Source organism: Bradyrhizobium sp. MI1.4 (assembly GCF_055811315.1).
This window is the reverse complement of record NZ_JBVVPP010000020.1, coordinates 20301-32693: the sequence shown is the minus strand read 5'-3', so window position 1 is coordinate 32693 and position 12393 is coordinate 20301. Positions and strand designations below refer to the sequence as shown.

The following is a 12393-nucleotide window of genomic DNA, read 5'->3' as shown; positions in this document are numbered from 1 at the left end:
CTCCACCCCCCCCCCACCCACCCGCCGCGGGGGCGGCGGTGGGGGGGGGGGGGCCCCGCCCCCCCCCCCGGCCCCCCCCCCCCCCCCCCCCCCCCCGACAGCAGGACGTGCGCCGTCTGCGTAGCACCCACGATTGTGGCGAGATCGCATCGCTTCGACAAAAAATCCCTTGTCGACGGTCGTCCGCCGCACCTTGATGAATCAACCCTGATTGGTCCATAAGCGGCGTCCCGCAGCCGGTGGTTCGCCTCCGCGATGCGTGCTTGGATAGAGGGGTTCTCGCGTGGCAAATATCAACCAGAAAATTGCGCAGGAGCTTGGGGTTCGGGCGGAGCAGGTCGAGGCGACAGTGGCGCTGCTCGACGGCGGCGCCACGGTTCCCTTCATCGCCCGCTACCGCAAGGAAGCGACCGGTGCGCTCGACGACGCGCAATTGCGCACGCTGGAGGAGCGCCTGGGTTACCTGCGCGAGCTCGAGGACCGCCGCAAGGCCATCCTCGAATCGGTCCGCGAGCAGGGCAAGCTCGATGCCGCGCTGGAGGCCTCCATTCTCGCTGCCGACAGCAAGGCGCGCCTCGAAGACATCTATCTGCCGTTTAAGCCGAAGCGCCGCACCAAGGCCGAGATCGCCAAGGAAGCCGGGCTCGAGCCGCTCGCCTTTCAGCTCATGGCCCAGCCCAACAACGATCCGAAGGTGGTCGCTGAAGCCTTCGTCAATCCCGAGAAGGGCGTTGCCGATGCCGCTGCGGCACTCGATGGCGCCCGCGCCATCCTGGTCGAGCGCTTCGACGAAGACGCCGACCTGATCGGCGCGCTTCGCGAGGAGGTGTGGACTAATGCGCGCATGACCTCCAAGGTGCGCGACGGCAAGAAAACCGAGGGCGAAAAGTTTGCCGACTATTTCGAGTTCTCCGAGCCGCTGACCAAGCTGCCCTCGCACCGAATCCTCGCAATGTTCCGCGGCGAGAAAGAAGAAATCCTCGATCTCCAGATCCAGGCCGAGGCCGAACCATCGCCGCCCGGCGTGCCGAGCGTCTATGAACTGAAGATCATGAAGCGGTTCGGCATCGCCGACCTTAAGCGCGCCGGCGACCGCTGGATGATCGATACCGTGCGCTGGGCCTGGCGCACCAAGATCCAGGTGCATCTCAACATCGACCTGCGCATGCGGCTGTGGAATGCGGCCGAGACAGAGGCCGTGCGCGTGTTCGCCTCGAATCTGCGCGACTTGCTGCTCGCGGCGCCCGCCGGCACCCGCGTCACCATGGGTCTCGATCCCGGCTTCCGCACCGGGGTCAAGGTCGCCGTCACCGACGCGACCGGCAAGGTGGTGGATACCGCCGTGATCTATCCGCACGAGCCGCAGCGGCAGTGGAACGAGGCGCTTGCGATCCTCGGCAAGCTCGCGCTGAAACATCGTGTCGAGCTGATCGCGATCGGCAACGGCACCGCCTCGCGCGAGACCGACAAGCTCGCGGCCGACCTCGTCAAGGGCCTGCCCGACTTGAAGATGACCAAGATCGTGGTGTCGGAAGCCGGCGCGTCGGTTTATTCGGCCTCGGCGTTCGCCTCGGAGGAGTTGCCGGGCCTCGACGTCACCCTGCGCGGCGCGGTGTCAATCGCGCGGCGGCTCCAGGATCCGCTCGCCGAGCTCGTCAAGATCGAACCCAAGGCGATCGGCGTCGGCCAGTACCAGCACGACCTCGGCCAGGCCAAGCTCGCCAAATCCCTCGACGCCGTGGTCGAAGACTGCGTGAACGCCGTCGGCGTCGACGTCAACACCGCGTCCGCTCCGCTGCTCGCGCGCGTGTCGGGCGTCGGCTCCGGCCTCGCCTCGAGCATCGTGGCACACCGCGACGCCAACGGGCCGTTCAAGTCGCGCAAGGCGTTGAAGGACGTGCCGCGGCTCGGCCCCAAGGCGTTCGAGCAGTGCGCGGGCTTCCTGCGCATCCTCGGCGGCGAGGACCCGCTCGACGCCTCCGGTGTGCATCCGGAAGCCTATCCGGTGGTGCGCCGGATTCTCAGCGCCACCAAGAGCGACATCAAGGCGCTGATCGGCAGCAGCGACATCGTTCGCACGCTGAAGCCGAAAGACTTCGTGGACGAGACGTTTGGTCTGCCGACCGTCACCGACATCCTGCGCGAGCTCGAGAAGCCCGGTCGCGACCCGCGTCCGGCCTTCAAGGCAGCTGTGTTCATGGACGGCGTCGAGGAGATCAAGCACCTCAAGAAGGGCATGATCCTCGAGGGCACCGTAACCAACGTCGCGGCGTTCGGCGCCTTCGTCGATATCGGCGTGCACCAGGACGGCCTCGTGCACATCTCGGCGATGTCCAAGACCTACATCAAGGATCCGCGTGAAGTGGTGAAGCCCGGCGACATCGTCAAAGTGAAGGTGCTAGACTTCGAGGTCGCGCGCAAGCGTATCTCGTTGACACTACGGCTCGACGACGAGGTCGGCGCCAAGAAGGACGCGCCCGGCATGCAGCGGGATAACAGCTCACGTAACCCGTCCCGCATGACGTCGTCGGCCCCGCGCCAGCAGGAGTCTTCCGGCGGCGGTGCGCTCGCCGAAGCGCTGCGCCGCGCGGCCGAGAAAAACGGCGGCAAGCGGGCGTAGCTTCTAACCTCTCCCCGCTCTCACCCCACCCTCTTCCCGCAAGAACGGGGCGAGGGAGTGAGAGAGCAGCGTCTCCCTAACTTCCGCGTCAGAATCTGGCGCGTTTGTAAGTTGAAGGCGCCTGTCCCTTCCTCTCATCTGATCCTCCTCGCGCGGCAGAATATTGTCGCGCAGCACGGAGGATGCTTCGATGGACAACAGGATTCTCAAAGGCCTCACCGCGGTGACGATCGCAGCGGTGATGGCGCTCGCTTCACCGGTGCTTGCCAGAGGCGGTGGCGGTGGCGGTGGCGGTCATGGCGGATTCGGCGGTGGTGGGCATTTCGGTGGCGGCGGCATGCACACCGGTGGCTTCGGTGGTATGCGCGTCGGCGGCATGGGCGGCGCCCGTTTCGGCGGCCCGGGCTTTGGCGGTGCACGTTTCGCGCATGCGGCGATCGGGCCGCGCTTCGCTGGCTCCGGCTGGCACGGCAGGCCCTTCATCGGCCGCCATGCCTTCTTCCGGCACCACCATCGCTTCTTCTTCGGAGCACCTTTCATCTATGCCGGCTACTATGACGGCTGCTGGCGCAGGAGCTTGACGCCCTATGGGTGGCAATGGGTCAATGTGTGCGGAGACTCTTGGTACTAGCATCGCCGTACCGCACCATTGTCGCGATCGTCATCGGACGGTTCCGCTCAGCCCCGGAACGGGATAGTCTGGTGGCGATCGTCGCGCGGAGTTTGTCATGACCGGAGCTCACCGCCGCATTCTGGTCGTCGAGGACGACGCGGAAACCGCAGGCCAGCTCGTCGAGGAGCTGACGACTTCCGGCTACGACGTCGATCTCGCCGCCACCGGGCGCGAAGCGCTCAGCCACGGCGCCGCGCGCGACTATGCCGTGATCACCATCGACCGCATGCTGCCCGATATCGACGGCATCAGCGTGATGCGCCAGTTGCGCGACGACGGCATCGCCGCGCCGTTCCTAATCATTTCCGCACTTGGCGAGGTCGACGACCGCGTGCGCGGCTTGCGGGCCGGCGGCGACGATTATCTCGTCAAGCCGTTCTCCTTCACCGAATTGCTGGCGCGGCTGGAGGCACTCGGCCGGCGCAGCGACACCGTCGCCAAGGAGACGATCCTGCGGGTCGGCGATCTCGCCATCGACCTGATCGCACGCAGCGCGAGCCGCCGCGGCCGGAAGATTCCGCTGTTGCCGCGGGAATTCCAATTACTCGAATATCTGGTCCGCAACGAGGGCCGCGTCGTCTCGCGTGCGATGCTGCTCCAGCATGTCTGGGATCTGCATTTCGATCCCTCCACCAACATCATCGACGTCTATGTCGGACGCGTCCGTCGCAAGGTCGATGATGCCCAGGCCTATCCGCTGATCCACACCATCCGCGGCATCGGATATTGTCTCCGTGCTCCTGGCTAAAACGCTCCGCTCCTCGACCTTCCGCCTTGCGCTGATCGCGATCGCGGCGTTCGGGCTGATCGTCGCGGCGATCATGGCCTATGTCTATTTCGGCACGATCGCCTATGTGCAGAGCCGTGTCGGCGATGCCGGCGACCACAGCGGCTTCACCGCGATGATCGAGCTCGCAATGGCCGCTGTCGCCGTGCTGATGCTGGTGCTCGCCGGGCTCGCCGCGGTGCTGGTGACGCGCCGCACGGTCGGGCGGATCGAGGAGATCAACGCCACCAGCCGCGCCATCATGATGTCGGGCCTCGACCAGCGCATTCCCTTGCGCGGCAGTCACGACGAATGGGACCGGGTCGCCGAAAACCTCAACCAGATGCTCGACCGCATCGAGACTTTGATGGGAGAGGTCAAGCAGGTCAGCGACAACGTCGCCCATGATTTGCGTACGCCGCTGACGCGCATGCGGGGTCGGCTGGAAAAGGCTTATCACGCCTCGCGCAATGGCGAGGCCGACGCGGCGCTGATCGGTGACACCATCGCCGATCTCGACGCCGTGCTCGGCATGTTCGCCTCCATCACGCGCATCTCGGAGATCGAGACCCGCGCCCGCCGTAGTGCGTTTCGCACCCTCAATCTCGCCGAAATCGCCGGCGAGGTCGTCGAGCTCTACGATGCCGCCGCCGAACAGGTTGCGACGCGGCTCAGCCTCGGCGGCGATCGCGAGGTGGCGATTATTGGCGATCGCGACCTGCTGTTCGACGCTATCGCCAATCTCGTCGACAACGCGATCAAGCACGGCTGCAAAGGCGGGCAGGTGACCGTCACCTGCAGCAGCACCGACGGCGGTGCGACGATCGCGATCGCCGACGACGGCCCGGGCATTCCGGCGGATCAGCGCGATCACGTGTTCAAACGCTTCTACCGGCTCGAGCAGAGCCGCTACACCCCGGGTAACGGCCTTGGCTTAAGCCTGGTCGCCGCGGTCGCTCGCCTCCATGGTGCCGAGATTGCCCTGCACGACAACGCGCCGGGCCTGACGGTCCAGCTCAGCTTCCCGCCGCACCCGACCTAGAGCTCGATCACGCCGCGGCGGGCCGCATGTGCCACCGCATCGGTGCGGCCGGTAGCGTCAAGCTTGTCGAGCAGCGAGCCGACATGGAATTTCACCGTGTGGACGGAAATGCCGAGCTGACGCGCGATCATCTTGTTGGAGCCGCCTTCCGCCATCAACGCCAGCACGTCGAGCTCACGCTGCGTCAGCGCAATGTCCTCAGGCATGATGCGCGGATCGCGAGTGACAATCGTCGCGACGGCTTTCTCGCCGGGTTCGGCGAGGCGAAGCCCGGCGATATTGCCGAGCAGAGCAGCCAGGCGATCGGCGAGGGCGGGATCGTCGATCTCCAAAGCCAACACGATCTCGGGCGCGATGTCCTCGCTCACGCCGCCGGCCTCTCGCCGATCGTGACCTTGAAGCTGACCGGCTCGCCGCCGCGGCGCGCCGCGATATCGACCACCGCGCCCACGCTCGCCGGACCCAGCGTCCGCGACAGCGCGCGCACGCCGGACAGCTTCTGGTCGTTGACCGCGACGATGACGTCGCCCTGGCGGATGCCGGCCGCCGCCGAAGGGCCGGCCTTGTCGACATTCATCACCATCGCGCCGACGCCGTCGTCGAGCCGGACCGGCTGCAGCCCGAGGCCGAGATATCCGCGTGCGATGCGGCCGCGCGCCTCTAACTGGGCCGCGACCCGCTCGATCGTCGCTGTCGGGATCACTAGCACACGCCTCGGGCCGAGCACGGCCATGCCGAAGGCTTCGCCCGATGCGTCGAGCGCGAGGCCGCCCTGCTGGCTGGAGCGCAAGCGGACGTCGAGCTCGATCCGCGCGTCGATGTCGCCGCCGCGCAGGGAGCGCCAGCTCTTGCCGGACTGCGACACCATCGCGAGCGCGGCGCTCGGCGTATCGCGGTTGGTGGCGACGACGACCGACAACGCGCCAAGGGGCGGCACAATTGTGGCCAGCTTGACCGGGGCAATCGCCGTATCGGCGCGCAGCAGTGCGATATCCGTCGTATGGTCGCGGCCGGCGATCGTGGCGGCCGCGGTGCTGCCGTCGGGGAGGCCGATCTCGACGTCGCCCTCGTCGGCCAGCGCCTCGTCGGCGGTGACGATCAGGCCGGGTTTCCAGACGAAGCCGGTGGCGCGGGAACGATGCGAATGGACGGCGACGACGGACGGCGCGGTGCGGGACACCATATCCGCGAGCGCGGACGACAGCGAAGTCAGGGGAGTTGAGTCGGTCATGGCAGGCTCCTGTAAAGCTGTCCTCAATCTGGGATGTCGCGGGCGATCGCGTAACTGGCCGCATGGCCAGGAAATAAGCAGGGAAGCTGGTCCGTAAGAGCACGGCCGACGAACATGTGATTGGAGCCGCTCACGGGAACGTGTAGCAATCGGCTCGACCTTGTGCCGTACGGCCTCAAGCCTTTTTGCGAGCCCTGATTGATGACCATCGACCTTACCCGCCGCACCCTGCTTCAACTCGCCGGCGCCAGCTCGCTCGCAATGGCGGCTGCGGGCGCGGCGCGCGCCGAGGGCACACCGCAGGGCGGCGGTCCGACCTATGCCAGCCGCACGCCGATGCGCGTCGGCATGGTGACGCTCCGGGTGAAGAATCTCGACAAGGTTGCGAACTACTACCGCGACGTGATCGGGCTCACCGTGATGGAACGCTCGGCGAGCGCCGCCAAGCTCGGCACGGCCGGCATCGCGCTGCTGGTGCTGGAGGCCCGTCCTGATGCCGAGATCGAGCCGCGCAACGCCGCCGGCCTCTATCACACCGCCTTCCTGATGCCGACCCGCAAGGACTTGGCCCGCTGGCTGGTAGCAGCCGCTTCGCATCGCGTGCCGCTGTCGGGCTTTGCCGATCATCTCGTCAGCGAATCCGTCTATCTCGACGATCCCGAAGGCAACGGCATCGAGGTCTATGCCGACCGCGATCCCTCGCAATGGCAGTGGAGCGAAGGCAACGTGAAGATGGCGGCCGACGAGCTCGACATTCCCGACCTGCTGTCGCTGACCAATACGCGCGTGCCTGATTATGCCAAGGCACCGGACGGAATGCGCATCGGCCACATGCATCTGCGCGTCGGCGACCTCGCGCAGGCGCAGAATTTCTACCACGGCACGATCGGACTCGACCCGACCCGCAGCCGCAACGGCGCCGCGTTCCTGTCGTCGGGACGCTACCATCATCATCTCGGCATAAACGTGTGGCAGAGCGAGGGCGCCGGCCAACGCGACGATCAGACAACGGGGCTCGCCTGGTTCTCGCTGGTGACAGCTAAGCAGGATCTGCTCGCCGCACAGGAAGAGCGCCTGCGCAAGGGCGGCGCGAAAGTCACGGCGCTAGCGGACGGCGTTGAGGCGATCGATCCCTGGGGCACGCGGGTGCGGCTGATCAGGATTTGATCGCCGGCACGAGCGTTGGTAAGACCGTCAGGCGCTAGCCAGTTTCCGGGATTCACACCTGACATGTCCGATTTTCGCGGCGTCTTCCCTTATCTCGTCTCTCCCGTCGCTGCCGATGGCGCGGTGCGGACGAACGTCCTCGCAAAGCTCTGCGACGATCTGATCGGCGCGGGCGTCCACGGTCTGACCCCGCTCGGCTCGACCGGCGAGTTCGCCTATCTCAACGCCGCCCAACGCACCGCGGTCGTGCAGACCACGATCGAGGCGGCAAGGGGACGTGTGCCTGTTGTCGCGGGCGTCGCCTCCACCTCGACGGCAGATGCGGTGGCGCAGGCGAAGGCGTATCAGAAGCTCGGCGCCGACGGCATTCTGGCGATCCTGGAAGCGTATTTCCCGCTCGCCGACGCCCAGATCGAATCCTATTTCCGCGCCATCGCGGATGCCGTGGACATCCCCGTCGTCATCTATACCAATCCGCAATTCCAGCGCTCCGATCTCACCCTCGAAATCATCGCGCGCCTCGCCGAACATCCGCGCATCGGCTACATCAAGGACGCCTCGACCAACACCGGCCGGCTGCTCTCGATCATGAACCGCTGCGGCGATGCCTTGCGGGTGTTCTCCGCCTCCGCCCATATCCCGGCCGCGGTGATGCTGATCGGCGGCCTCGGCTGGATGGCGGGCCCCGCCTGCATCATTCCGCGCCAGAGCGTCGCGCTCTACGACCTCTGCAAGGCCGGCCGCTGGGACGAGGCGATGGCGCTCCAGCGCAGGCTGTGGCGCATCAACGAAGCTTTTGCCCGCTTCAACCTGGCGGCCTGCATCAAGGCCGGCTTGGCCATCCAGGGGTACGACGTCGGCGATCCTGTCCCGCCGCAGGCCGCTCTCACCGCCGATGCGCGCAAGGTCGTAGAAGCGGCATTGCGGGAGCTGGCGTAGCGGTTTGTCACGCGGCAATGGGCCCCGGCACGGGCAGCGGAACCGTCCTTAGCTGCCCGATTCGAGAAACTTCCATTCATTTTCGACGTTGCTGCGTGAGCTGGCTCTGTCACCTCCCGGCATGTGCATTCGAGAGATCGTCTTCAGCATACGACACGGTGATCACTGATGAATCGTCGCTACGCAATCATTGCGGCGGCTTTTGCCGCCCTGCTGCTCGTGGTAACTGCCGTGAAGGTCCAGCATGCGCCATGGACAACCCCCTCCGCGCGCGCCGTCGAGCAACGTGGTCCGCTGTCCGAGGCCGAAAGGGCCACCATCGACATCTTCGAACGAGTGTCGCCCTCGGTTGTCCAGGTTGCGGTGAGATCGGCCGCTACTCCAGTCATGGGAGAGGAGGGGCAGGGCGGCGCTTCCGGCACGGGATTTGTCTGGGACCGCGACGGGCATCTCGTCACGAACAACCATGTCGTGGCCAATGGCGGCGAGATCGCGGTCCGCTTTGCGTCGGGAGAGGTGGCTCGGGTTGATCTGATCGGCACCGCCCCCAATTACGATCTTGCGGTCCTGCGGATCCGCAGCGTGCGCGAGCTTCCACCGCAGGTGGCTCTCGGCAGTTCGACCGACCTGAAAGTCGGGCAATCCGCGTTTGCGATCGGCAATCCTTTCGGGCTAGATCAGTCGATGACGAGCGGCATCATCAGTGCCCTCAAGCGGAGGCTTCCGACCCATGGCGGCCGGGAGATTGCCAATGTCATCCAGACGGATGCCGCAATCAACCCGGGCAATTCGGGCGGGCCGCTGCTGGACTCCGCCGGCCGGCTGATCGGCGTCACGACTGCGATCATATCGCCGTCCGGCTCGAATGCAGGCATCGGTTTCGCGGTGCCGGTGGACGTCGTGAACCGGATTGTCCCCGAGCTTATTCGCAATGGCCGCGTGCCGACGCCCGGCATCGGCATCGTCGCCGCCAGCGAGGATGTGTCGACGCGGCTTGGCGTCCAAGGGGTGATCGTGGTCCGGACAGCCCCCGGCAGCCCTGCGGAACAGGCGGGGATTCGCGGTGTCAACTTGTCGACCGGAACGGTCGGAGACATCATCACCGCGGTGGAAGGCAAGCCGGTGCGGCGGCTCTCCGACCTGACTGATGCGCTCGAGCAGGCCGGTGCCGGTAAGACCGTTCGCCTCACAGTAAAGCGGGATTCGGACACCCGTGATATCAATGTGGGCATCATCGACATAGAGCGCTCCTGACCCGGCAATCTGCGGCCAGAGCGGGCGTGACACGCAATGCAGATGTGCCGCGGCTCGGTTGTATCGACCGCAAAATCGGCTAAAACCCCCGCGGTCGTTTTCTGGGTTTCAAGGACATGGTGGAATGAACATTCTTCCCGGCAATTTGCGTTTCGGAGCGGGGCAGCCCGTCAAGCGTTTGGAAGACCAGCGACTGCTCACCGGGAAGGGGCAGTTCATCGACGACAAGCCGGAAGATGGCGCGCTGTGGTTGTACCTGCTGCGCTCGCCGCATGCCCATGCGAAGATCGTCTCGATCGACACCAGCGCCGCCACGGCGATGCCCGGCGTGACCGCGGTCTATACCGGCGCCGACCTCGTCAAGGACGACATCGGCGTTATCCCGACCTTGAGCATCTTCAAGCGCCCCGACGGCAAGCCGATGACGGTGCCGCCACGCCGTCTGCTGGCGCACGACATCGTGCGCTATGCGGGCGAGGCCGTGGCTGCCGTGGTGGCCTCCTCGCGTGCCGACGCGCAGAGCGCAGCCGAAGCGATCGTGGTCGAATATGACGTGCAGCCGGCGGTGGTCGATCCCGTCGAGGCGGTCAAGCCCGGCGCGCCCGTGGTGTGGCCGGAGGCCCCCGACAACATCGTCGGCGCGATGGCTTACGGCGATGCCGCCAAGGTGGACGAGGCTTTTGCCAGGGCGGCGCATACCGTCGAGCTCGATCTCGTCAGCCAGCGCCTGGTGCCCTCGGCGATGGAGCCGCGCTCGACCATTGCCGAGATCGACAAGACGTCCGGCCGTCTCCTGCTGCATGTGCAGTCGCAGACGCCTGCCTCGACCCGCGACGTGCTGGCCGAGGCCGTGCTGAAGCGTCCCAAGGACAGCGTTCGCGTGCTGGTCGGCGATATCGGCGGCGGCTTTGGCCAGAAGACCAACCTCTATCCCGAGGACGGCATCGTCGCCTATGCCGCAACCAAGCTGAACAGGAAGATCCGCTGGCGCGGCGACCGCACCGACGAATTCGTCGGTGGCACCCACGGCCGCGATCTTACCTCGACAGCTTCCTTTGCGCTCGACGAGAAGGGCAAGGTGCTGGCCTACCGCGTCAGCTCGATCGGCTGCACCGGCGCGTATTCCTCAGGCGCGGCCAATATCATCCCGCTGGTGCTGGGGCCGTTCGTGCAGACCGGCGTCTACGATTTGCCGCTGGTACATTTCGAGGTGAAGTCGGTGATGACCCACACCGCGCCGGTCGGCGCTTATCGCGGTGCGGGCCGCCCGGAGGCCGTGTTCATCGTCGAGCGCCTGTTCGACGCGGCTGCACGAAAAATCGGCATGGATCCGCGCGCGATCCGGAAAGCGAATTACATCAAGCCGGCGCAACTGCCCTACACCAACGCTGCAGGGCAGGTTTACGATTCCGGCGCCTTCGCGCACATGCTCGATCGTGCCGTGAAGCTTGCGGATTGGGACGGCTTTGCCGCGCGCAAGAAGGCGGCGAAGAAGAAGGGCCTGCTCTACGGCCGCGGGCTCACCTCCTATATCGAATGGACCGGCGGCCGCGCCCACACCGAGAAGGTCAGCCTGCATGCGACCGCGCAGGGCCGCGTCGTCCTGCATTCCGGCACCATGGCGATGGGGCAGGGGTTGCAGACCACCTACACCCAGATGATCTCCGACACGCTCGGCATCCCCATGGACAAGATCGACGTGGTCCAGGGCGACACCGATCTGGCGACGGGCTTCGGCAGCGTCGGCTCGCGTTCGCTGTTCGTCGGCGGCACGGCGGTCGCGGTCTCATCCAACGATCTGATCCAGAAGGCGCGCGAGAAGGCGGCGAACGTGCTGGAGACCTCGATCGAGGACATTGAATATCAGGGCGGCATGCTCACCGTGGTCGGCACCGACCGCCGCATCAGCCTGTTCGACATTGCCGAGAAAGAAGGCGGCGCAAAGCTCAGCGTCGATTCCGAAGGCGAGGTGGACGGTCCGAGCTGGCCGAACGGCACCCATATCTGCGAGGTCGAAATCGATCCCGAGACCGGCGTCTCCAAGGTCGTGCGCTACACCACGGTCGACGACGTCGGTGTCGCGGTGAACCCGATGCTGGTGACGGGACAGATCCATGGCGGTGTGGCGCAGGGTATCGGCCAGGCGCTGTATGAGGGGGTGTCCTATGATGCCGACGGCCAGCTGCTCACCGCGAGCTACCAGGACTATTGCATCCCGCGCGCCGACGACGTTCCGCCGATCGTGGTGACGCTCGACGATTCCGCGCCCTGTCGCACCAATCCGCTCGGCGCCAAGGGCTGCGGCGAATCCGGCGCCATCGGTGGCCCCCCTTGCGTCACCAACGGCGTGATGGATGCGCTCGCCGAGCTCGGCATCACCCAGCTCAACACGCCCCTGACGCCGCAGAAGATCTGGCAGGCGATCTGGGATGCGAAGGTGGGCGGTTAGCGGCCATTGTCGTGCTGGCTGTCGCCACAAATCCAACTCGTGGGGGGGGGGGGGGGGCGGGCGCGCGCGCCGCCCCCCCCCCGGCGGGGGGGGGGGGGGGGGCGGCGGGGGCGAGGGGGGGGGGGCGGGGGCGGGGGGGGGGGGGGGGGGGGGGTTCGGGGGCTTTGGGGTGGCGCGCCCCCCAAAAAAACACACCCCGCCCCCCGCCCCGCCCCCCCCACGACAGTGAGACCGGGACGACAGTGAGAATGT

Annotated in this window: 11 protein-coding genes; 8 read left to right on the top strand and 3 right to left on the bottom strand. The window is 66.4% G+C overall.

Going from position 1 to position 12393, the window contains the following annotated elements:
• The first annotated feature begins 283 nt into the window (after positions 1-283).
• The 4 genes from AC0L23_RS21930 (at position 284) to AC0L23_RS21915 (ending at position 5101) form a co-directional block, all read left to right on the top strand.
• Complete coding sequence (locus AC0L23_RS21930; protein ID WP_085360491.1) at positions 284-2620, top strand: Tex family protein; 2337 nt, start codon at positions 284-286, stop codon at positions 2618-2620.
• A gap of 190 nt (positions 2621-2810) precedes the next feature.
• Entirely contained in the window at positions 2811-3251 is a 441-nt protein-coding gene (locus AC0L23_RS21925; RefSeq protein ID WP_018453653.1) for a hypothetical protein, read from the top strand.
• 97 nt (positions 3252-3348) lie between these two features.
• Positions 3349-4041: a response regulator transcription factor gene (locus tag AC0L23_RS21920; protein ID WP_018453654.1), complete on the top strand. Its 693-nt coding sequence runs from the start codon at positions 3349-3351 to the stop codon at positions 4039-4041.
• Positions 4028-5101, top strand: a complete 1074-nt coding sequence (locus tag AC0L23_RS21915; protein ID WP_018453655.1) for a sensor histidine kinase — start codon at positions 4028-4030, stop codon at positions 5099-5101. The genes AC0L23_RS21920 and AC0L23_RS21915 overlap by 14 nt, the downstream gene beginning before the upstream one ends.
• Here the strand turns inward: AC0L23_RS21915 and AC0L23_RS21910 are convergent.
• Both AC0L23_RS21910 and AC0L23_RS21905 read right to left on the bottom strand, forming a co-directional pair.
• Positions 5098-5469: a response regulator transcription factor gene (locus AC0L23_RS21910; RefSeq protein WP_018453656.1), complete on the bottom strand. Its 372-nt coding sequence runs from the start codon at positions 5467-5469 to the stop codon at positions 5098-5100. The two genes, AC0L23_RS21915 and AC0L23_RS21910, sit on opposite strands and share 4 nt — an antisense overlap.
• On the bottom strand, positions 5466-6332 hold the full coding sequence (locus AC0L23_RS21905; RefSeq protein WP_018453657.1) for a S1C family serine protease: 867 nt from the start codon (positions 6330-6332) through the stop codon (positions 5466-5468). The genes AC0L23_RS21910 and AC0L23_RS21905 overlap by 4 nt, the downstream gene beginning before the upstream one ends.
• 201 nt (positions 6333-6533) lie before the next feature.
• Here AC0L23_RS21905 and AC0L23_RS21900 point away from each other — a divergent pair, with 201 nt between their 5' ends.
• The 4 genes from AC0L23_RS21900 (at position 6534) to AC0L23_RS21885 (ending at position 12141) form a co-directional block, all read left to right on the top strand.
• Positions 6534-7499, top strand: coding sequence for a VOC family protein (locus tag AC0L23_RS21900; RefSeq protein ID WP_085360489.1), 966 nt, complete (start codon positions 6534-6536; stop codon positions 7497-7499).
• A 63-nt stretch (positions 7500-7562) separates the two neighbouring features.
• Positions 7563-8438 (top strand): dihydrodipicolinate synthase family protein, encoded by an 876-nt coding sequence (locus AC0L23_RS21895; RefSeq protein ID WP_018453659.1) that lies wholly within the window; start codon positions 7563-7565, stop codon positions 8436-8438.
• A gap of 168 nt (positions 8439-8606) precedes the next feature.
• A complete protein-coding gene (locus tag AC0L23_RS21890) occupies positions 8607-9692 on the top strand; it encodes a S1C family serine protease (RefSeq protein ID WP_018453660.1) in 1086 nt (361 codons plus the stop codon).
• A gap of 124 nt (positions 9693-9816) precedes the next feature.
• On the top strand, positions 9817-12141 hold the full coding sequence (locus AC0L23_RS21885) for a xanthine dehydrogenase family protein molybdopterin-binding subunit (protein ID WP_473357432.1): 2325 nt from the start codon (positions 9817-9819) through the stop codon (positions 12139-12141).
• Here the strand turns inward: AC0L23_RS21885 and AC0L23_RS21880 are convergent.
• On the bottom strand, positions 12138-12326 hold the full coding sequence (locus AC0L23_RS21880; RefSeq protein WP_473357431.1) for a hypothetical protein: 189 nt from the start codon (positions 12324-12326) through the stop codon (positions 12138-12140). The two genes, AC0L23_RS21885 and AC0L23_RS21880, sit on opposite strands and share 4 nt — an antisense overlap.
• Positions 12327-12393 lie beyond the last annotated feature (67 nt).

Bases quoted from the DNA above. Each gene is read 5' to 3' on its own strand.
- AC0L23_RS21900 (WP_085360489.1), top strand. From the start codon at position 6,534: ATGACCATCGACCTTACCCGCCGCACCCTGCTTCAACTCGCCGGCGCC.
- AC0L23_RS21920 (WP_018453654.1), top strand. From the start codon at position 3,349: ATGACCGGAGCTCACCGCCGCATTCTGGTCGTCGAGGACGACGCGGAA.
- AC0L23_RS21885 (WP_473357432.1), top strand. From the start codon at position 9,817: ATGAACATTCTTCCCGGCAATTTGCGTTTCGGAGCGGGGCAGCCCGTC.
- AC0L23_RS21905 (WP_018453657.1), bottom strand. From the start codon at position 6,332: ATGACCGACTCAACTCCCCTGACTTCGCTGTCGTCCGCGCTCGCGGAT.
- AC0L23_RS21890 (WP_018453660.1), top strand. From the start codon at position 8,607: ATGAATCGTCGCTACGCAATCATTGCGGCGGCTTTTGCCGCCCTGCTG.
- AC0L23_RS21925 (WP_018453653.1), top strand. From the start codon at position 2,811: ATGGACAACAGGATTCTCAAAGGCCTCACCGCGGTGACGATCGCAGCG.
- AC0L23_RS21895 (WP_018453659.1), top strand. From the start codon at position 7,563: ATGTCCGATTTTCGCGGCGTCTTCCCTTATCTCGTCTCTCCCGTCGCT.